Raw genomic sequence first — 20,031 nt, forward strand, 5'->3', positions numbered from 1 at the left:
GCGGCCGCCCCCCCCCCCGCGGCACGTGCCGCGTAAGCCCAAGCTGCGGATGCAGCGCCGGCGCTTGAGGAAACATGTTCTAGAAACGCAGGGTATGGCGGTAGAGATGGCGGGCCGTCAGCGGGTCACCGCCCGCGCGGTGATAGGCGTCGTGATAGTCCGCCGCATTCATGCCATTCACGCTCATGTTGGCGTGATCCGCGCCATAGAGAAACAGGGACGGTGCGCGCCGGGCCAGCGCGTCGATCCATTCCTCATAAAGACGCCGCTTGCCCGACAGGCCGTGATGCAGGGCGCTGTAGATGGTGCAGAAGGCATTGCTCCACCAGATCGCCGCACCGGGCCGATCCTCGATCCGGTCCAGCAGGGTCCCCGGTTCCAGGATGTTGCAGCACACGTAATCGCGCCCGATGGCCCTATAACGCTGCCAATGGTCGGCAAACCGGTCTGCCCCGCCCCAGCGGGACAGTTCCCCCTGCCACAGACGCTCCATCTCCACCCAATCCATCTGTCCCGGTGTGACGCCGGGCCAGAGGTAGAAATGCGTATCGCCGTCGCGCGCGAATTCCCGCCGCAGATAGGCGTGGTAGTCGCGCCCGTCCCAGCCCCCGTCCAGGCGGCGGCGGAAATCCAGGGCATGCTGGCTGTAATCGAAGAACAGGATGCGGCTGTCGGCATTGAAGCCGTGGGTTTCCAGAATCCGATTGGGCTTCAACCCGGCGGCCACGCAGTAAAGCCGCGACAGGGGGCGCGGAAAATCCGGCGATGGATCGTCCACATCGGCATAATTCTCGTAATTCAGGACGAAAACCCCGCGCTCCCCCTTGGCGCCCATTTCCGCCAGAAAGGCCAGGAACGGCCCGGCCCCGCCCATGTCGGCCCCCAGGTCCAGAAGATGCGGCGACAGCGCCGCGCCGAATGGCACGGACGGCAGCGCGGTGGGATCGGGCCGTCCCGCCGCCTGCCAGCGGGTCAGATCAACCAGAAGGCAGCGGTCGGGCGTGCCCGCCAGGATCATGTCCTTGCCAGCCGCCCATGCGGCCAGTGCGTCAAAGGCGCTGACCGCCTTACCGCCGGCGGGGCCGGCATGTTCGGTCAGGATATGGCCATAGCCCTGAACCAGCAGGCTACGGTACCCGGCATCGGCGGCGCGCGACAGCAGCCGGGGCAGGGACGCATCCTCCAGAATGTCGCCGGCATAGTTCCAGCGTAGCCAGGAAACCGTCAGGTCCCGTGCACGGCCCGCTGCCGTCCTCGGCCCCGCTGCCTCCACCACCCCTAGCAGGGCGCAGACCAATCCGTCCAAGATCATTCCCATGCTGCAACCATGAATATTGATATTATGGTGCTGGCAAAATACCATAAGGCGCAATCTATCATATGACTTAATGATGGAGTCAGGCGCGGCGTGGCAACCCGGATCATTCTTCTGCAGGACGCGGTGCATTTCCCCTCCTTCGGTGGCGGGAATAAGGCCAACCGCCTGCTGATGGAGGCGTTGGCGGCACGCGGCTTCGATTGCTGGTCGCTATGCCGCCCGGCGGGGGCGGGGTCGGTGCTGGCGCATCAATTCGGTGGGCAAGGGCTGGCCGCGCGCGGCATCGCCGTGACCCAGACCGAAGACGGCACGCAGCGTTACCGCCATCAGGGCGTGCAGGTGGAGGTGATGGATTTCACCGGCGCCGATGCGCAATCCCGGATCGCCGCCCGGCTGCGCGCCATTGATGCCGACTGGATATTGGTATCGGACGATCGCGATGGCCGTCTGCTGAACCCGGCCCTGAGCGTGGCGGCGGATCGCACCATCGCCCTGGTCCATACCCATACGCATCTGCCCTTCGGCCCCGCCGCCACCGCGCCCGATGCCGCGCGCCATGACCGGTTGAAACGGGTGCGCGCCTTGGTCGTCGTCAGCCGCTACAGCCAGGATTATATCCGCCAGCATGGCGGGCTGACAGCATCGCTGCTTTATTTTCCGGTCTTTGGGCAGGGTCCGTTCCCGCAACGGCGGCCCCCGGCGGATGGGGCGGTGATGATGATCAATCCCTGTGCCGTGAAGGGCCTTTCCATCTTCCTGGCCTTGGCCGACCGGTTTCCTGACACCCCCTTTGCCGCCGTCCCAACCTGGGGCGCGGATCAAGCCGTGCTGCAACAACTGTCGGCCCGGCCCCATATCCGCATCCTGGAACCGGCGGACGCGGTGGGCACGGTTCTGGCCCAGGCCCGCATCCTGCTGGCCCCCTCCCTGATCCCTGAAACGTTCGGCTATGTCGCGGTGGATGCCATGCTGCGCGGCATCCCCGTCCTGACCGGAAATCAGGGCGGGCAGGGGGAGGCTGGGCTGGATGCCGCTACCGCATTGCCTGTCCGTCCGCTTGATGTCGATGGTTCGGTCTCCGAACAGGATATCGGCCCGTGGCAGGCAGCCCTGTCCCTCCTTCTGCGGAACCCCGCGCATTATGCCGAACAGTCGCAGCGTGCCTGGCAGGCGGCGACGGCCTTCCTGCCCTGCACGGATGTCAGCCACTTCATCCGATTCCTGTCGATACTGGAGCATCCAGATGTCTGAGGTCCGGTGCGTGGCCATTGTCGATCCGCTGGATGCAGGCGTGCTGCTGGCGCCCGCCTTGTTGGCCAAGGGCGTGATGACCGTTCTGGTGCCAGGGCAGGATGGGCAGGATGCGGATGGATTTACCCATCATCTGCCCTGGTCGCCCGACCCGGAAAACTGGCTGAAACCGTTGCAGGATATTGGTGTTGATCTGATCATTCCGGGTTCGGAACAAGCGGTTCTGGCGGCGGATTGGCTGTCCCAACGGCTGGGTCTGCCCGGCAATGGCACGGACCTGTCCACCGCGCGCCGGGATAAACACCGTATGCATGTGGTGGCGGCCTCCCACGCTCTGCGCGTCCCGCGTCAGATTCTGGCCGACAATCTGGCCCAAGTACTTGATTTTGCGAACAGTCACTGGCCCGTGATCATCAAGCCGCAGCAGGCCAAGGGCGGGGATGGTGTTCATTACTGCACCAGTGCCGAACAGGCCGCCCGTGCCTTCCATGCGCTTTATGGCCAACGCGATGTGATGGGGGCGATGAACCGCGCGGTACTGGTTCAGGAGTTTATTTCGGGTCCGGAATATGTTGTGGACACGGTCAGCCTCGATGGTGTCCACCGGCTTTCCACCCTCTGGACTTATGGCAAGGGGGCGCCCGGCTTTGACAGTGCCGGTCAGTTCATGACCAAATCGCTGCTACCCAGCGATCATCCCCTGGTCCCCTCACTCTTTGCTTTCGCCTGCCATGTGCTGGATGCGCTGGGGATAGGGCAGGGGGCGGGCCATTGCGAAATCCGCATGGGGCCGGACGGGCCGGTGCTGATTGAGATGGCGGCCCGGCTGCATGGCGGGCCACTCGCCCATGCACTGGCCCGCAGCACCTCCGGGTACAGCCAATGCGACCTGTGGGTGGATGCCATCACCGACCCGGCCGCGTTCCTGGCTGGTCGTGCCGGTCAACCCGACCCGACGCGTGCGGCATGCATGGTGCTGCTGCGCCATCCACCGCCGCCGGGTGTGCTGGAGCATCTGCCCAGCCTGGATCGCCTGTTCTGGAATGACCCACGGCCAGCCCCGCCTGCCGTGGCGGGACTGGCGACCTTCATCGGGGACGATGTGGGCATGGTGGCCGCCGACATGGCGGTCGCGGCGGGGGAGGTGACATGCACCCTGCTGGATGATCCCGCCGCCATCGCCACCCTGCGCCCCGCCTGGCTGTCGCTTCTGGCGCGTTCTTCCTGCAACCGGGCTTTCTCGGGTCCGGTCTGGTATCAGGCAGCGCTGGCCTCTGCTCCCCATCTGTCCCCCCGGCTGCTGACCGCGTGGCGTGGCGGGGAACTGGTCGGGCTGCTGCCCCTGGTTCAGGAAGGGGAAGGCCCGGCGCGTTTCGCCAGCAACCTGTCGGATTACAACGACGTGGTGGTGGTCCGGGGCGACCGCGCGGCGGCCCACGCCCTGATGGCCCATGCCAGGGTTTGGTTCCCCTCACTGGAACTGGACTGCGTGCGGCCCGACGCGGCCTGCCGCATCACCGATGCACCCCTGGCCGACCCCACCGTTGATTGTCCCTTTGCCGACCTGTCGCAGGGGTATGACGCTTGGCGGGCCGCCCGCAGCCCATCCTTTCGGGAGAAGCTGACCCGGACGCAGCGGAAGGCAGCGGCGGCGGGCGTGATCGTCGATGCACTCAAACCTGATGAATGGTCCTTGGCCGCCGACCTGTTCCTGTCCCTGCATGCGGACCGGTTCGGCGATCGCAGCCTGTTTACCCGCTTCCCCTGGGCTGCCGACTTCGTGCGCGCGGGCCTGCCGGGCCTGTTGGCCGACGGGGCCGCCCATGTCGTCACCCTGCGCAGCGGGGGAGAGATAACGGGCATGTGCCTGTGCATGGTGGGGGCCGACCATCTGGGTTACTGGAATGCCGGGTTCCGGGCGGTGATGGAGCCGTTTTCGCCCGGTGTCCTGATGCTGCATTCTGCTCTGGGCGAGGTGGCGGCGCGGGGTCTGGCGGAATTTGACCTGCTGCGCGGGTTGGAGGCCTATAAGGATCGCTGGGCCACGGGCCGGCGGCGGATCGGGCGGTTGCCATGACGCCGCTGCCCCCCGACCCCTGGTCCATCGCCATCTATCAGGGGCCTGACCCGCTGCACCTGTCACCGTTGCCCGGCAGCGATGGGCCGGTGATGACGCGTGAACAGGTGACGGATGTGGTGGCTCGCTTCGTGGCCGATCCGTTCCTGTTTCCCCATGCAGGGGTCTGGCACCTGTTCTTTGAAGTGTTGAACCATGATAGCGGGTTGGGGGAGGTGGGATGGGCTAGCAGCACCGACCTGACCCGCTGGACCTATCAGCGCATCGTGCTGCGCGACGGGTTTCACCTCTCCTATCCGCAGGTCTTCACCCATGACGGGCAGATCTACATGCTGCCGGAAACCCTGGATGCCGGGGCGGTGCGGCTCTATCGCGCTGACCCGTTTCCCACGCGCTGGGTGCCCGTGGCTGATCTGGTCGCGGGCCGGCTGGCCGACCCCACCTTGTTCCAGCATGACGGGCGCTGGTGGATGTTCGCCTGCCCCACGCCCGACCGGCATGACGCGCTGGTGCTCTATCATGCCGATGATCTGTTCGGGCCGTGGCATCCGCATCCGGCCAATCCGTTGCGCCGATCATCCCCCACCGGGTCGCGCCCCGGTGGCCGGGTGGTGGCGTGGAAGGGTGGTCTTTACCGTCTGGCGCAGGATTGCGGCCCTCGCTACGGCCATGGCCTGCGGGCTTTTGCCATCACGGTACTGACCCCGACCCGGTATCAGGAGGTGGAATGCCCTGAAAGTCCGGTTCTGGCGGCCAGCGGCCAGGGTTGGAACGGTAAGGGCATGCACCATGCCGATATCTGGCCCTGGGCCGGCGGTGTCATCGCCGCTGTCGATGGCCTGCGGCGGGAGCCATCCAAATAATACCAATCCGCCGAAGGTTTGACCTTCGGCGGATTGGAGGCCGCCGACTGGCGGCCCGGCGCTCGTGCGCTCGTCAAGCCAAGCGTGCGGATGCATGCGCCCGGCGTTTGAGGGCCGCCTGATACTGACCATCGGTCAGTATCAGGCGGATTGGTATAAAAAGGGGCGCCGATCCATCAGGACCGGCGCCCCCGCCTTATCGTGATTTCCCCCGTCACTCAGGCCGCGGCGGTCGTCTTCCGCCCGGCGCGCACCGCGTCATTTTCCAGAATGAAGCGACGCACGCGCGGCTCGATATCTTCGCGCCATTTGCGACCGTTGAAAATACCATAATGGCCGACCGCCTTTTGCAGGTGGTTGTGCTTCTTGGCCTCGGGAATGCTGCTGCACAGGCCATGGGCGGCGATGGTCTGGCCGGGGGCGGAGATATCGTCCAACTCGCCTTCCACCGTCAGCAGGGCGGTCTTTTCGATGGCAGAGGGATCGACGGTCATGCCGCGCCACTTCATGCGGCCATTGGGCAGGGCGCGTTCCTGGAACACCTGATTGACGGTCTGCAGGTAGAATTCCGCCGTCAAATCCATGACAGACAGATATTCGTCATAGAATTTGCGGTGTGCCTCCGCACTGTCGCCGTCGCCGCGCACCAGATGGCGGAACAGCTTCATATGCTCACCGACATGGCGGTCCAGGTTCATGGACATGAAGCCCGTCAACTGCACGAAGCCCGGATAAACCTGGCGCAGGGCGCCCGGATAATAGAAGGGCACGGTCGAGACGACGTTGCGCTCAAACCAGCCGATATCCTTGTCCACGGCCAACTGCGTCACCACCGTCGGGGCAGCGGCAGTATCGATGGGCCCACCCATCAGCGTCATGGAGGAGGGCTGGCACGGATCATCCAGCTGCGCCATCAGAGCGACGGCGGCCAGGGCCGGCACTGCCGGCTGGCACACAGCCATGACATGCGTGTTGGGGCCGAGGTGACGGATGAAATCCATCACATAGTCGATATAGTCCTCCAGGTCGAAGCGACCCTTGGACAGCGGCACCAGCTTGGCGTCGTGCCAGTCAGTGATATAGACATCGTGATTGGGCAGCAGCGCCTGAACGGTCCCGCGCAGCAGCGTGGCGTAATGGCCCGACATCGGGGCGACCAGCAGCAGCTTCGGGTCATCGCGCGGAACGGCGCGGGCGAAATTCACCAAGTTACCGAAGGACTTTTCCAGCACGACCTGTTCGGTCACGGCGACATCGCGGCCATTGATGCGCGTGGTCGGCAGGCCGAAATCCGGCTTGCCCCAGCGGCGCGTGGTGCGGTTGAACAGCTCTGCCCCTGCCGCCACGGCGCGGCCAACCTTGGTATAGGAGGCGGGAAGGAACGGGTTCTGGAAGGTCTGTTGCGTGGCCTCTGCCATCAGGCGCATGGGCGTCAGGGCGGCATGCTGAAGATCATACAGGTGATAGAGCACTGTGAACGTCCCCTTTCAACCAAGCCACCATCCCAACTCTGGATGGCGCTCAAACCTTTGAACCCAACCCCGGCGGACACCCGTCCGGGGACCCTCGATAGCGGTAACCCTGCGGCACCCTGTCTCAGGTGCGTAGCCTAACCACGCTTGGACAGCTTGCAACAGATAAATCTCGAAACCGTTAAGATGACTTCCAGGCGACCAAAGTAGGGGGTGGTGCGTGACACCGGTCTCACCTGCCTTGTGCGGGGGCTGTTTACATATCAGACGGATCTATGTTGCTGCGTAGGTCAGGTCGAGCCGAAGGCGAACCCTGACAGGATCTGTTCTGTCAGGATGAGGTATCCGCCTCGACCATGACCCACAGTAGAACAGCCCATGTCACAGGCTGCGGCGTGACCGGAGTGCCGCTGTCAGGGTGCCATCGTCCAGATAATCCAGTTCCCCGCCCACGGGCACGCCATGGGCCAGCCGCGACAGGCGCACGCCGCAAGGGGCCAGTCGGTCGGACAGGTAATGCGCCGTCGTCTGCCCGCCGACCGTGGCGTTAAGCGCCAGGATCACCTCCTGCACCTCCGGGCGGCTGGCGCGTTCCAGCAGGCTGGGGATGGAAAGATCGTCCGGCCCGATCCCGTCCAGCGCCGACAAGGTGCCGCCCAGCACATGGTAACGCCCCCGGAACGCCCCCGTCCGCTCCAGCGCCCAGAGGTCGCCCACATCCTCTACGACACAAAGCAACCCCGAGTCGCGGTGATGGTCGGCGCAGATGGTGCAGGGATCGTGGCTGTCCAGGTTGCCACAGACCGAGCAGGTGCGGATCGATGCCGCCGCCGCCGCCAGCGCCTCCCCCAACGGCGCCATCAGACTGTCGCGCCGCTTGATCAGATGCAGCGCCACACGCCGGGCCGACCTGGGGCCCAGGCCGGGCAGCTTGGCCAGCAACTGAATAAGGCGGTCGATATCCGGTCCGATCATGGCGGCGACGCTACAGGATGTTCGCCGAATGTTCCAGAAAAACATTGCTGAGAGCGTGCATGGTGTAGGATTTTGCATCTGCCATGCACGAATATATATTTTATGCCTATATAGAGAATTGTATCTATCTATCTTCTACCATAGACAGGAATAAGCATTATGTGGAACTGGTCAAAAAATACCCCCAAAGACATCCCAAAACCTGAAGATCCGGTAAAATTTAAAGTTATTCTGGAGAAAATAAGAAATTTTGACGTAAATGGTAACGATAGGGTTGCGGAGCTATCAAAGTTATTTGAAGCTACTACTGAAGCCGCCATGTCAATGATAAATTATTATTATTTAAAAAAGAGTAAAAAATCAAAAGTCTCTAGATATTTTAGATATCCATGTTTTATTTTTGGCGCATTTGGTAGTATTATTCCAGTTGCGTCTCCGGTTTCAAAGCCTTTCATCGAAAAAGCGTTAATTTATTTTAATGCAGATCTGGCTTTGCCTGAATATTCGACGGTCAGTCTGCTTTTTCTTGCTATTGCCGGTGCATTTTATGCAGCAGATCAATTTACCGGCGCGACAAGTGGTCATATCCGTTATATCACTTCACAACTTCAACTTGAAAAATTAGTTATCACAAACGAGATAGAGTGGCGTGCAGTGCTGGTGAACAATTGTCATGATGCTGACCATCATGGGGGCAGTGACAGCCCGGGAAAGCCAACAAAGGAGGGTTCGCCGCCTGACGCTGGAGAGAGGCCGCCTGAGACGAGCCAAAGGACGGAGGCATCTGATGCACCCCAGTCCGATACGGCTTCCCATGGCAGGGAATGCAAGGAATCTGAAGATTGCAGAAAATATCGGGAAGCCCTCAGTATACTCAGAAAATACTGTTCCGATCTGTATGACATTACGATGGGGGAGACGCAAAAGTGGGGCACTCAAATAATTGAGGATCGGGATAACTTCTCATCGAAAAACAAGAATGGTGCCAATAGCGCGGGTGGCGGTAGTTAACGAAATGATCGGATATTGGGTTGAGGGTGCCCCGCCTACTCCTCGGGCGCCCTCAACCCGTTGCCGTCCGTCTGATATCAACTGCAAAATGCTCCACCTGCCGGGCCAATGCGCCCGCTTGTTCCACCAGTTCCTGGGTCCAGCGTTCGACCCCGGCGGCGCTGTCAAGGGCGGCACTGGCCCCTTGCGAGATGCCGCTGACCTGTTCGGACACGGCGCGCGATGCGGTGGCGGCCTGTGCCGTATTGTCGGAAACGCCGGCGATGGTGGCCGCCTGCTCCTCCACGGCGCTGGCGATAGCGGCGGCGTTGCCGTTCACGGCCTCGATGGTGGCGGCGATGCGGCCGATGGCGGCCACCGCGTCGGCCACCGTCTGCGACAGGGATGCGATCTGGCGGGTGATTTCGTCGGTCGCCCGCGCCGTCTGTCCGGCCAGGCTTTTCACCTCGCCCGCCACCACGGCAAAGCCTTTGCCCGCCTCACCGGCCCGTGCCGCCTCAATGGTGGCGTTCAGCGCCAGAAGGTTGGTCTGCGATGCGATATCGCTGATCAGGGCGACCACCGCGCCGATATGGCCGGCGGCGGTAGATAGGCCGTTCATCACCTGCCGCGCGGTGTCCGCCTCTGCCACGGCGTCCTGGGTGACGCTTGTGGCGGTGCTGACCTGCCGCGCGATCTCGGCACTGGCAATGCCCAGTTCCTCTGCCGCCCCCGCCACCGATTGCACATTGCTGGCCGCATCCTGGGTGGCGCTGGCAATGGCGGTGGAGGAGATGGTGGTTTCGCGTGCCTTTTCCGCCATATCGCTGGTCAGGGCATGGACCTTGCCGATCCCTTCTACGATGGCCTGAACGGCCACTTTCACCTGTCGGTCGATGGCGTCGGCCACCTCTTCCATTGTCCGGCGGCGTTCGGCCTCCGCCTGCGCGGTGGCGGCGGCGTTCTGCTGTTCCAGGGCGGCATTGGCGACGGCGACATCGCGGAAATGGCCTGTGGCGGCCACCATTTCAGTCAACTCGTCGCCGTTGTCACAGATGGGCAGGGTGACCGCCGTATCCCCCGCCGCCAGCCGTCCCATGACATTGGTCAACCCCTGGATCGGCCCGATGATGGCGCGACTGACCAGCGTCAGGATGGTGATCATCACCAGCAGGGTCACGCCATAGGCCGCCCCCGCCACCATCCGGGACTTCGCCATCCAGTCGCGCCGTTCCGCCTCCGCCCGGTCGGCCCGCGCCGTGACCAGCGCATCGACAGCATCCAACTGGCTTTTGATCTCCTCGGCCAACCCATCAATCTGGTCATCCAGTTCGGCGAAACGGGCGGTATCGGCCCGCCCCTCCACGGCCTTCACCAACCCGTCGCGCATGGCCAGGGTCAGGGCGGCGGTATCGGTCGCGGCCTTGGCGGTATACGCCTTCTCCGCCGCTGTGGCCGTCGCTGACAATTGCGCCGTCAGGGCGGCCAGTGCGTCTAGGCCCTCATGCATGGCTTTGGTACGCTCGGCGCTGACGGCACCGTCATCCTTGTCGACGATCACATCCATGGCCACCAGACTCATTTCAGTGGCAAGCGCACCGGCTTTGTGCACCAGCTTCAGATAGGCCTCTGCCTGATCTGAAATGGCCGATTTCTCCACGGAGACCCTGTCAACAATGAAGAAGGTTGCCGCCAGGGTGGACAGCCCGACAAAGGCGATCACGCCTACAGCGACGAGTTTCAGACGGATGGTCCAACGCAAAGGGAACCTCCATTATCGCTGTCTGATATAAGATCAGGCTACGCTTCCTTTTCGGGATCACAATACCCATTTCATCGCGGTTAGGCTGTGGCGATGGCCGTGTCACGCATGGCTTCAGGTGCCGCGCCGCTTGGCCCGGGCCGTGGGTTCGGCGATCAGGGGATCGTCGGGCCAGTAATGGCGGGGGTAGCGTCCGGCCAGTTCCTTCTTCACATCCTTGTACGAACCAGCCCAGAACCCGGCCAGATCGCGTGTCACCTGCACCGGCCTGTGCGCGGGCGACAGAAGATGCAGCAGCACGGGGATGCGCCCGCCGCCCAGGCGCGGCGTTTCCGCCAGACCGAACAGTTCCTGCAACCGTACCGCCAGCACGGGTTCTTCACCCGAGTAGTCAATGGGGATGCGGTTGCCGGTGGGCACCGTCAGATGCGTGGGGATTTCCGCATCCATGGCCTGCCGCTGGTTCCAGTCCAGGATACCGGTCAGGGCCGAATGCAGGTCGACCCGGTCCAGGTGCGACCGCCGCGTCACACCCGACAGATACGGCGCCAGCCAATCCTCCAGGCTTGCCAGCAGCCCCTCGTCCGACATGTCGGGCCAGCGGTCGGGCGATGCCCGGTGCAGGAAATCCACCCGCCGCCGCCATCCCTCCAGCTCCTTGCTCCAGGGCAGGCAGGCAAGACCCATGGCCCGCACCCCCTCCAGCATGGCCGGCAGGACCAGATCAGGGGGCGGATTGTTCAGCGGCTCATCCTTCAGCGACAGTTCAAACAGACGGCGGCGGCGACGGGCCTGCACAATCTGCTCCCGCCCGTCCCACACCACCTCCGTCTCCGCCCGGATCACGTCGGCAAAGGCCTCTTCCAATGCGGATTGCGTGACCGGAGCCGCCAGGAAGATGCGCGCGTCACGCCCCTGGCCGTCCAGATCGGCGACCGCCAGCAGGTCGGCAGCGGCCAGCGCGTCGGTCGGGTCCAGCATGGCCCCGCGTCCGCCCGACAGGCGGAACTGCCCCGCCGCTCCCGCCCGCCGTTGGCCGATCCGGTCGGGATAGGCCAGCGCCAGCAGCAGGCCGGCATCGTCGTGATCCACCGGCCCCGCCGGCCCACCCACCTGCCGTTCCAACTGCCGCGCCTGTTCCAGCGCCTGATGCAGGGCTCCACGATCGACATCGCCGCCGCGCCCGCGTTCATCCAGATGTTCCAGGCGGGTGCGCAGGTCGGCATCCCGCCGCCCGCCGCCGCGCAGAATATCCCGCTCCCCGATCAAGGCCGCGATGCGGCAGGCCAGCCGCGTGCGGCCAAGTTCTTTACCGCGCAGCACCAGATGCGCCAGTCGCGGATGCACGCCCAGCCCCGCCATGGCCTTGCCATGGGCCGTGATGCGCAGGGCGTCGTCGATGGCACCCAGCTGTTGCAGCAGCTTGCGCGCCTGGGCCAGAGTCGCTGCCGGCGGACTGTCCAGCCAGGACAGTTCATCGGCGTCGATAATCCCCCATTGCGCCAGCTCCAGGGCCAGCGGCGTCAGGTCGGCGCGCGTGATCTCGGCGGCGGTGAAGGGGATCAGGGCGCGGTCGCTGGCCTCCGACCATAACCGGTAACAGACACCCGCCGACAGGCGACCGGCGCGGCCCCGTCGCTGATCGGCGGATGCGCGGGAGGATTTGACGGTTTCCAGCCGTCCCATGCCGCTGCGCGGATCAAAGCGTTGCAGGCGCGACAGGCCGCTATCGATAACGATGCGGATACCCTCAATGGTCAGGCTGGTTTCGGCGATGCTGGTGGACAGCACCACCTTGCGCTGGCCTGCCGGGGCGGGGCGGATGGCGATATCCTGCGCCTCCAGGCTCATGTCGCCATAAAGCGGGGTCAGCAGGACATTGGCGGGCAGGGGACCGTCGGCCAGCAGCCTTTCCACCCGCCGGATCTCCCCACTGCCGGGCAGAAAGGCCAGGACGGAGCCATCTTCATCGGCCAGGGCGCGGCGGATCGTACGGGCCATATGTTCATCCGCGCGGTCGGTCGGCCCCGGTTCCACCCAGCTTGTCTCCACGGGAAAGGCGCGCCCTTCCGATGTGACCAGCGGCGCCCCGCCCAGCAAGGCCGCCACCGGCCCGCCATCCAGCGTCGCCGACATCACCACCAGCCGCAGATCATCGCGCAGCAGCTCGCGCGTCTGCAGACAAAAGGCCAGCGCCAGATCGGCGTCCAGGCTGCGCTCGTGAAACTCATCGAACAGTACCGCCGCGACCCCGTCCAGCGACGCATCGGATTGCAGGCGGCGCAGGAAAATCCCCTCCGTCACCACCTCAATCCGGGTGGCGGCCGAGACGCGACTGTCCATGCGCACCCGGTAACCGACCGTCTGCCCCACCTCCTCGCCCAGCATCTGCGCCATCCGCCGCGCTGCGCCCCGTGCGGCCAGACGGCGGGGTTCCAGCATGATGATGCGCCCGCCCGCCGCCCAGCTCTGGTCCAGCATGGCCAGCGGCACCCGCGTCGTCTTACCGGCCCCCGGCGGGGCCTGCAGCACCGCGGTCGTACCGGTGTCCAGCGCCGACAGCAGGGCCGGCAGGGCATCGTCAATGGGAAGGGCGGGAAAGTCAGGCATGGGGCGATGCTATAGCGGGATGGAAGCGCTGAGGCCAGAGGCTGATAATGCAAGCTGTAAACACAGTTGCATCACTTCGTCGTTAGATGCTGTAGCAGTATCTTCTGTTCATATATAATGGCATCAGTTGGTAGCGTCCCAAATGCCGGACTGATCAATCGAATTATTATGGTTACAATTTTAGCTTTCTGCGTATTATGCTATGTAAATCTTGATGTTGGGTGTTTAATCTGAAGATCATAGCTTTGCTGCTAAAGCAATCGAGTGGGGGCTGAAATGGAACGAAGGGTATCGCAGTTTCTCGCGGTTGGGCTCGTTGGTGTGATCGTTGGGGTAATTTTTACAATATCAATTAGTGGTTTTATTGCAATTGGCTTAACATTCATAAAAGACTATCAAACACTTGTTAGTGCCTCTGTTGCCCTTTTGGCAGCCTCATTTGCTTTATGGGGTGTTTTTTGGAAAGAGCAATATAATGCTGACATTGCAAAGAGGGAGCGTGAGGCGAAATTCAGGGAAGAAGCTAAAATTCGATTGCGGGGTGAAATTAAAAAAGAGGTAGAAAAGACGTTTGGAGTTCTGCATAAATATTTATTTAGAATTAGTCGTATCATGACTTCTGTGCATAATCGCTACGCTTCTCTTGATTTATATATTTGGAGCCTTAATAACATTGGGCGCTACGATATTGAAAGTCAAGACAGGGCCGCTCGGGCAAATATATTGGTAAATATTGACGATGAAGATGTGTCCGTATTGGCAAGGGCAAAGTTATTGATTGTTAGTCAGATATCGATGCTCAATGATTTAAACTATAAATTTGAAGAGTCGTGGAAGTATTTTGACGACGATGTTTCTTCTATTGGAGGTAAGGTGTCCAGTGACGGGCTTGCGGAAAGTTCAGCCAATGCACAGATCATATCAAAACTCGAAACAATGAAGCGAGAGTGTGAAACAATGCTTATGTTGTCAGCTATGGTTAGTGAGCAACTGCTAAAAGCGTCAAAAACACTTGAGCCGCAGCTGACAGAAATAGAAACTGAAGACACCCAATTGTAGTTTTAGGGTCTTACCCAAGCCGTGATGTCGAAAAAAATCTTCACCCGCTGACCCTCAACATTCTCCAGTTCCAGTACGTCGAAGCTTTTCCCATTCCGCTGGATCAGCGATTGCGTCACCCGCTTCCAGCCCGGATAGAGCACCCCCACCACTTTATATTCCAGCGGCACGCCCTCATGGCTGCCGGCAAGCGGTTGGGAGAAGGTGATAGCGCTGTTGAAATAATCGCCGGTGCCGCTGCCGGGCGGCAGTTCGCCCTTGGCGCGGTAATCGGCCAAGACCTTGTCATAGACTTCCACCGCCATGGGATCGCCCGACCGGCGGGCGATGTTGAACCAATAGGGGGCATGCTGGTTCAGGTTGGCGGATTTGGAGAGTTTCGACAGCCGCCACAGCGACATGGCCGCCGGACCATGCCCCTTTTTGGCAAGGTCCAGCAGCATGTCGAATCCTGCGCCCACCTTGTCCGGCCCGGCAGCACCAAAGGACAGCATGGTGGCATAGCGGAACCGGCCCTCCGGACTGCCCGCCGCTGCCGCCTTCTGCCAGACGGCAAGCTGTGTGGCGGGATCGCTGCTGGCCTTGGATTGCGCCTCGGCTTCGGCCAGCGCCGCCGCTGCCTCTGCCGGTTCGGCGGGCTGGGTGATGGGACCATCGGGCAGGCTGGCCACGAAACGCGCATCGGGGGGCCGTTCCACCAGGGCTGCCGGCTTCGGCGTGCCGCAACCGGCCAGCAGCAACAGGGCGGCCAGGCCGGCAAAACGCGCGATGCTGATGGTCAAGGGCGGCTCCTCGGGAGAAATACAACCGACACGACTGTCGCTTGCCCGTCCGTTCGGGTCAATGCGCCTGCCGGCCTACCTCGATTGTGTGGAAAAATCGCCCTTGGCCCAAGGGTTTGACCATGGCGCTTCAAATCCATGTTCCGACTGTCTAGTATGGCCGCTTGTTCCACCATTAGCGGGTAGCCGCGAAAGACATGTCCGCGCTGAAAACCGTCATCGTCCCGATCAACAAGGCCGGCTGGCCTTTTATCGCCCTGTTCGCCGTGGTCTCGGCCCTGCTGGCCACCCTGTCCCCGGCGCTGGGCTGGATCGGGCTGGTCCTGACCGCCTGGTGCGTCTATTTCTTCCGCGATCCCGACCGCGTGACGCCGACCAAGCCGGGTCTGGTCGTCTCCCCCGCCGATGGCCGCGTCACCTTGATCACCAAGGTCGCCCCGCCGGCGGAGCTGGGTATGGGCGAGGAGAAGCTGACCCGCATCTCCGTGTTCCTGAACGTCTTCGACGTGCATGTGAACCGCTGCCCCACCGATGGCGTGATCAAGGCCGCGGAGTACAAGCCCGGCAAGTTCCTGAACGCCGACCTGGACAAGGCCAGCGAAGAGAATGAGCGGATGTCCATCCGTCTGGGCCTGCCCGACGGGCGTGAGATCGCCTTTGTGCAGATCGCCGGTCTGGTCGCCCGCCGCATCATCTGGTGGGTGGCGCCCGTTCAGTCGCTGAAGGCCGGCGAACGCTATGGCCTGATCCGCTTTGGCAGCCGCTGCGACATCTACCTGCCCGATGGCGTGCATCCGCAGGTCGTTGTGGGTCAGAAGATGATCGCCGGCGAAACGGTGCTGGCCGATCTGAACAGCAGCGATGAACAGCGCGAGGGCGAGGTCCGCTGATGCCGCCGGAGGAGAACCCGTCATCGCGCACGGGTCACCGGCACCGGGTTCGGCGGCTTCGGCCGCCGCGCCTGAAGGGCCTGTCCATCAACAAGCTGCTGCCCAACATGCTGACGATGCTGAATCTGGCATCGGGCATGACAGGCATCCGATTCGCCATGGAGGGCAAGTGGCAGGAGGCGGTGATCGCCATCGCCGTCGGTGCCCTGTTCGACATGCTGGACGGTCGCATCGCACGCATGCTGAACGCCCAGAGCAAGTTTGGCGAGGAACTGGACAGCCTGTCCGACGTGGTCAGCTTTGGCGTGGCGCCGGCCATGATCCTCTATCTCTGGTCACTGGACGATGCCCGTACCGTCGGCTGGATGGCGGCCCTGCTGATGGGTGTCTGTGCGGCCCTGCGTCTGGCGCGGTTCAACACCATGCTGGGAGCGGCGGCGGAGAAACCTGCCTTTGCCTATAATTACTTTACGGGCGTGCCCGCCCCGGCGGGGGCGTTCCTGGCGCTGTTGCCACTGATCGCGACCTTGGAGGCGGGGCCGGGCTGGTTCGACAGCCCTTGGATCGTCGCCCCCTGGACCGTGGCGGTGGCGGGATTGATGATCAGTGCCGTGCCCACCTTCTCCATGAAGGGGCTGCGCATCCCGCAGCGCTATGTCGTTTTCGTGCTGCTGGGCGTGGGGGCAACCGCCGCCGCCCTGGTCAGCGCGCCCTGGATGACGCTGTCGGTGGTGGGGCTGGTCTATATCATTTCCATCCCCTTCTCCGCCCGCCGGTACAAGGAGTTGGCGGAGGCCGCGGCGAAGCTGCAGGAACGGCCCGAAACGGTGTCCGGGACTGAAACCTGATGCAATTCGGGGCCGGTGCAATCCCGGCCCCGATTTCCTCAAAACCTCAAATCCCCCGCAACGCCGCCTTGACCCCGCCATCCAGCAGGCCGTAGGCGCGTTCCAGGGCCGTGCGGAAGGCGGCATTGCCGGTCAGCGTCACCGGGAATACCTGTTCCAGCGCGAAGAAGCCGCAGACATCGCGGTGCGCATCGCCGGTGCAGGCCCGCCCGATGGTCAGCAGCGCATCGGACAGCGGGTCGGTCAGCTTGGTCCCATCCGCCACCTTGCCCCGGATGAAATGCATCCAGGCCGCCACGGGCAATGCCAGATTATCGACCGCTGCCCCCGCCGCCAGCCGCTCGGCGATGGTACCGAACAGGCGGAAGGGCAGCTTGGCTGACCCGTCCCAGGCGATCTGCGACAGAAGATGCCGGATGCCGGGATTGGCAAAGCGAGCCAGAATGGCGTCGATATAGGCGGGATAATCGATGCCTGCGTCGGGATTCAGGGTGGGGCGAATATCGTCCAGCATCAGGCGGCGCACGAACCCGGCCAGATCCGCATCGCCCATGGCGTCGGCCACCGTCTCATACCCCGCCAGCGATCCCAGATAGGCCAGCGTTGAATGCGGCCCGTTCAAGAGGCGCAGCTTGGCCCGGTCATAGGCGCTGACATCCTTGGTCAGGGTCACGCCGATGGACGCGAAATCCGGGCGGATATTGCAGAACTTGTCCTCGATTACCCATTGCGTGAAGCGTTCACGCTGGATCGGCCAATTATCCGAGAGGCCGGTTTCACTGGCCACGCGGGCGCGCAGCGCATCGTCGGTGGCAGGCGTGATACTGTCCACCATGGTGCGCGGAAAGGCGACCTTGGTCCGTATCCAGTCGGCCAGTGCCGCATCCTGCCGTTCGGCCAGGGCCGCCACGGCGCGGCCCAGCTTGTGGCCGTTATCGACAAGGTTATCGCAGGAAATGACGGTGAAGGGCGCGGTCCCAGCCTTGAACCGACGCCGCAGCCCTTCAACCAGATGGCCGATCAGGCTGACGGGGTTCAGCGGCTCGGCCACATCATGGGCAATGTCGGGATGATCGAAATCAAGGCTGCCATCGCCCTTCAGGCAGTACCCCTTCTCCGTGACCGTCATGGTGACGATCACCGTATCGGGATTGGCCAGCCGGTCCAGCAGGGCCGCGCGGTCGCCCGGACCGGCCAGCGTCTCCTTGATCGATCCGATCACGCGATACCGCGTCTCCCGCTCCAGCTCCGCCAGGATATAGAGATTATCCTGGGGCCGCAGGGCGTCGCGCACATCGGTGCTGCGCAAGGCAGCGGCACAGATGGCCCAGTTGCCACCCTGTGCCAGCGCCTCATCAAAGAAGAACGCCTGATGTGCGCGGAAGAAGGCGCCGGGCCCGAAATGGACCACACCGATCCCGGCGGCATCCCGGTCATAGGCGGGGCTGGCCACATCGGCGCGCAGCAGGTCCAGATTGGCGGTGGACAGGGTCGGCATTACAGGGTCACTCCGTTCTTCCAGATGGCGATTTCACGCTGGCCGTTCTTTTCCGCGCGGGTTTCCTTGCCCGACGCGGTGTCCAGGATCAGGGACCACATCGCATCCGCCGCCCCGTCCAGCCCGGCATCGGTCAGGGCCAGGCCGGCATCGAAATCGATCCAGTTCGGTTTCTGCCGGGCCAGCGCGCTGTTGGACGCGATCTTCAGGGTTGGGGCCGGAAAGCCCAGCGGCGTGCCGCGCCCCGTGGTGAACAGGATCACCGTGGCACCCGCCGCCGTCAGTGCCGTGGAGGAAACACCGTCATTGCCGGGCGCCTCCAGCAGGGTCAGGCCCTTGACCCGCCGCATCTGCCCATAGGCGATGACATCGCACAGGGGCGCACGGCCCCCTTTCTGCACGGCACCCAGCGACTTTTCCTCCAGCGTCGTGATGCCGCCCGCGATATTGCCGGGGGACGGATTCTCATAGACGGGCTGGTTATGGTCCAGGAAATATTGCTTGAAGCCATTGACCACATTGACGACGCCGTCAAACACCGTCTCGTCAACGGCCCGGCGCATCAGAAGTTCCTCCGCCCCGAAAATCTCCGGGATCTCGGTCAGGATGGCGCTGCCGCCCGCCGCCGTCACCCGGTCGGCCATGCGGCCCACCAGGGGGTTGGCGGTCAGGCCGCTGAACCCGTCCGACCCACCGCATTTCAGACCGATCACCAGATCGGATGCGGGGCAGGGCACGCGGACATCGCCCGCCGCGATCTCCACCAGTTCGGCGACCGCATTGATGCCGTCTTCGACCTCATCGCTGCTGGCCTGCGCGGTAAAGGCGCGCAGGCGCGACCGGTCGATGCCGGGCGCATCGCGCAGCAGCTTGTCCAACTGGTTGCTTTCACACCCCAGGCCCAGCAGCAGGACGCCGCCGGCATTGGGATGCTGCGCCAATGCTGCGATGATGGATTTGGTATGCGCCAGATCGTCGCCCAGCTGTGAACAGCCGAACGGGTGCGGGAAGGCGACCACCCCATCCACCTTGCCGGCAAAGCGGTGGCTGGCCAGCGTGGCGATACGCTCTGCGGTGCGGGCAACACAGCCGACGGTACACAGGATCCAGATTTCGTTTCGCGTCCCCACCCGCCCGTCGGGGCGCCGGTATCCCATGAAACTCTGGTCGGGCTTCGGCATGGCGGTCCAGGCCGCATCCGTGCCCGCCGGCGCGTACTGATAGCTCAGCGTACCCGACAGGCCGGTGGCCAGATTATGGCTGTGAACATGCGCGCCGGGATCGATGCCAGCGGTGGCAACGCCAATCGGCCAACCATATTTGCGTACCGCCTCACCCGCCCTCAACGGGCGCAGGGCGAACTTGTGCCCGCGCGGAATGTCGGACAGCAGGGTGACGCTGTGCGCGCCCAGCTCAATCCGCGTGCCGGCCTCCAGCGCCTTGACGGCGATGGCCACATCATCGGCGGGATCGACGATATGGGCGGACGGAAGCTCGTCATGCAGCGGTGCGGGTGGTTGCACGCAACTCATCTTGGCGTCATCCTCGGGCATGCGGACAGCCGGCACCTTTCCGGCGCGTCCCGCGTCTGGCTGATTGAAACTGACACCGGTTACCGGATAGATCAAGAGGACAG

Annotated in this window: 15 protein-coding genes; 7 read left to right on the plus strand and 8 right to left on the minus strand. The window is 63.3% G+C overall.

Going from position 1 to position 20,031, the window contains the following annotated elements; translation table 11 throughout:
* Window positions 1-79: 79 nt before the first annotated feature.
* On the minus strand, window positions 80-1,318 hold the full coding sequence (locus tag ACODSP_RS25545; RefSeq protein ID WP_488968345.1) for a hypothetical protein: 1,239 nt from the start codon (window positions 1,316-1,318) through the stop codon (window positions 80-82).
* A 90-nt stretch (window positions 1,319-1,408) separates the two neighbouring features.
* Between ACODSP_RS25545 and ACODSP_RS25550 the strand changes: the two genes are divergently transcribed.
* Genes ACODSP_RS25550 through ACODSP_RS25560 form a run of 3 tightly spaced genes read left to right on the plus strand, consistent with a single transcriptional unit; the run spans window position 1,409 to window position 5,509 of the window.
* Window positions 1,409-2,569, plus strand: a complete 1,161-nt coding sequence (locus ACODSP_RS25550) for a glycosyltransferase family 4 protein (RefSeq protein ID WP_488968346.1) — start codon at window positions 1,409-1,411, stop codon at window positions 2,567-2,569.
* Entirely contained in the window at window positions 2,562-4,646 is a 2,085-nt protein-coding gene (locus ACODSP_RS25555) for a GNAT family N-acetyltransferase (RefSeq protein WP_488968347.1), read from the plus strand. Before ACODSP_RS25550 ends, ACODSP_RS25555 begins: the two co-directional genes overlap by 8 nt.
* Window positions 4,643-5,509 carry a glucosamine inositolphosphorylceramide transferase family protein gene (locus ACODSP_RS25560; RefSeq protein ID WP_488968348.1) on the plus strand — a complete coding sequence of 289 codons (867 nt, stop codon included), beginning with the start codon at window positions 4,643-4,645 and terminating at the stop codon, window positions 5,507-5,509. The genes ACODSP_RS25555 and ACODSP_RS25560 overlap by 4 nt, the downstream gene beginning before the upstream one ends.
* 218 nt (window positions 5,510-5,727) lie before the next feature.
* Here ACODSP_RS25560 and ACODSP_RS25565 read toward each other — a convergent pair whose 3' ends face one another.
* Both ACODSP_RS25565 and recR read right to left on the minus strand, forming a co-directional pair.
* On the minus strand, window positions 5,728-6,981 hold the full coding sequence (locus ACODSP_RS25565) for a polyhydroxyalkanoate depolymerase (RefSeq protein ID WP_488968349.1): 1,254 nt from the start codon (window positions 6,979-6,981) through the stop codon (window positions 5,728-5,730).
* Between the two features lie 381 nt (window positions 6,982-7,362).
* Window positions 7,363-7,956 (minus strand): recombination mediator RecR, encoded by a 594-nt coding sequence (gene recR / locus ACODSP_RS25570; RefSeq protein ID WP_488968350.1) that lies wholly within the window; start codon window positions 7,954-7,956, stop codon window positions 7,363-7,365.
* Between the two features lie 159 nt (window positions 7,957-8,115).
* Here recR and ACODSP_RS25575 point away from each other — a divergent pair, with 159 nt between their 5' ends.
* Complete coding sequence (locus ACODSP_RS25575) at window positions 8,116-8,967, plus strand: SLATT domain-containing protein (protein ID WP_488968351.1); 852 nt, start codon at window positions 8,116-8,118, stop codon at window positions 8,965-8,967.
* A gap of 52 nt (window positions 8,968-9,019) precedes the next feature.
* Here the strand turns inward: ACODSP_RS25575 and ACODSP_RS25580 are convergent, their stop codons facing one another.
* Together ACODSP_RS25580 and hrpB are read right to left on the minus strand one after the other, a co-directional pair.
* Window positions 9,020-10,708 carry a methyl-accepting chemotaxis protein gene (locus ACODSP_RS25580; protein WP_488968352.1) on the minus strand — a complete coding sequence of 563 codons (1,689 nt, stop codon included), beginning with the start codon at window positions 10,706-10,708 and terminating at the stop codon, window positions 9,020-9,022.
* Window positions 10,709-10,822: 114 nt separating this feature from the next.
* The gene (gene hrpB, locus ACODSP_RS25585) at window positions 10,823-13,318 is read right to left on the minus strand and encodes an ATP-dependent helicase HrpB (protein ID WP_488968353.1); all 2,496 of its coding nucleotides are present in this window, start codon (window positions 13,316-13,318) and stop codon (window positions 10,823-10,825) included.
* Window positions 13,319-13,594: 276 nt separating this feature from the next.
* Between hrpB and ACODSP_RS25590 the strand changes: the two genes are divergently transcribed.
* On the plus strand, window positions 13,595-14,377 hold the full coding sequence (locus tag ACODSP_RS25590; protein WP_488968354.1) for a hypothetical protein: 783 nt from the start codon (window positions 13,595-13,597) through the stop codon (window positions 14,375-14,377).
* A gap of 2 nt (window positions 14,378-14,379) precedes the next feature.
* On the opposite strand, the gene ACODSP_RS25595 is transcribed toward ACODSP_RS25590, so the two are convergent.
* Window positions 14,380-15,159: an SEL1-like repeat protein gene (locus tag ACODSP_RS25595; protein ID WP_488968355.1), complete on the minus strand. Its 780-nt coding sequence runs from the start codon at window positions 15,157-15,159 to the stop codon at window positions 14,380-14,382.
* A 197-nt stretch (window positions 15,160-15,356) separates the two neighbouring features.
* Between ACODSP_RS25595 and ACODSP_RS25600 the strand changes: the two genes are divergently transcribed.
* Together ACODSP_RS25600 and pssA are read left to right on the plus strand one after the other, a co-directional pair.
* Window positions 15,357-16,049 carry a phosphatidylserine decarboxylase gene (locus ACODSP_RS25600; RefSeq protein ID WP_488968356.1) on the plus strand — a complete coding sequence of 231 codons (693 nt, stop codon included), beginning with the start codon at window positions 15,357-15,359 and terminating at the stop codon, window positions 16,047-16,049.
* Window positions 16,049-16,897, plus strand: coding sequence for a CDP-diacylglycerol--serine O-phosphatidyltransferase (pssA, locus tag ACODSP_RS25605; protein ID WP_444733659.1), 849 nt, complete (start codon window positions 16,049-16,051; stop codon window positions 16,895-16,897). Before ACODSP_RS25600 ends, pssA begins: the two co-directional genes overlap by 1 nt.
* Window positions 16,898-16,943: 46 nt before the next feature.
* On the opposite strand, the gene ACODSP_RS25610 is transcribed toward pssA, so the two are convergent.
* Together ACODSP_RS25610 and ACODSP_RS25615 are read right to left on the minus strand one after the other, a co-directional pair.
* Entirely contained in the window at window positions 16,944-18,395 is a 1,452-nt protein-coding gene (locus ACODSP_RS25610) for a mannitol dehydrogenase family protein (protein ID WP_488968357.1), read from the minus strand.
* Window positions 18,395-19,948 carry a UxaA family hydrolase gene (locus ACODSP_RS25615; RefSeq protein ID WP_488968358.1) on the minus strand — a complete coding sequence of 518 codons (1,554 nt, stop codon included), beginning with the start codon at window positions 19,946-19,948 and terminating at the stop codon, window positions 18,395-18,397. The genes ACODSP_RS25610 and ACODSP_RS25615 overlap by 1 nt, the downstream gene beginning before the upstream one ends.
* Window positions 19,949-20,031 lie beyond the last annotated feature (83 nt).

The sequence above is a fragment of the Niveispirillum sp. FG156 genome (assembly GCF_057809555.1).

Excerpts from the sequence above, each read along its gene's own strand:
- ACODSP_RS25545 (WP_488968345.1), bottom strand. The coding sequence starts at position 1,318 with ATGGGAATGATCTTGGACGGATTGGTCTGCGCCCTGCTAGGGGTGGTG.
- ACODSP_RS25555 (WP_488968347.1), top strand. The coding sequence starts at position 2,562 with ATGTCTGAGGTCCGGTGCGTGGCCATTGTCGATCCGCTGGATGCAGGC.
- ACODSP_RS25560 (WP_488968348.1), top strand. The coding sequence starts at position 4,643 with ATGACGCCGCTGCCCCCCGACCCCTGGTCCATCGCCATCTATCAGGGG.
- recR (WP_488968350.1), bottom strand. The coding sequence starts at position 7,956 with ATGATCGGACCGGATATCGACCGCCTTATTCAGTTGCTGGCCAAGCTG.
- ACODSP_RS25575 (WP_488968351.1), top strand. The coding sequence starts at position 8,116 with ATGTGGAACTGGTCAAAAAATACCCCCAAAGACATCCCAAAACCTGAA.
- hrpB (WP_488968353.1), bottom strand. The coding sequence starts at position 13,318 with ATGCCTGACTTTCCCGCCCTTCCCATTGACGATGCCCTGCCGGCCCTG.
- ACODSP_RS25590 (WP_488968354.1), top strand. The coding sequence starts at position 13,595 with ATGGAACGAAGGGTATCGCAGTTTCTCGCGGTTGGGCTCGTTGGTGTG.
- ACODSP_RS25600 (WP_488968356.1), top strand. The coding sequence starts at position 15,357 with ATGTCCGCGCTGAAAACCGTCATCGTCCCGATCAACAAGGCCGGCTGG.
- pssA (WP_444733659.1), top strand. The coding sequence starts at position 16,049 with ATGCCGCCGGAGGAGAACCCGTCATCGCGCACGGGTCACCGGCACCGG.
- ACODSP_RS25610 (WP_488968357.1), bottom strand. The coding sequence starts at position 18,395 with ATGCCGACCCTGTCCACCGCCAATCTGGACCTGCTGCGCGCCGATGTG.
- ACODSP_RS25615 (WP_488968358.1), bottom strand. The coding sequence starts at position 19,948 with ATGCCCGAGGATGACGCCAAGATGAGTTGCGTGCAACCACCCGCACCG.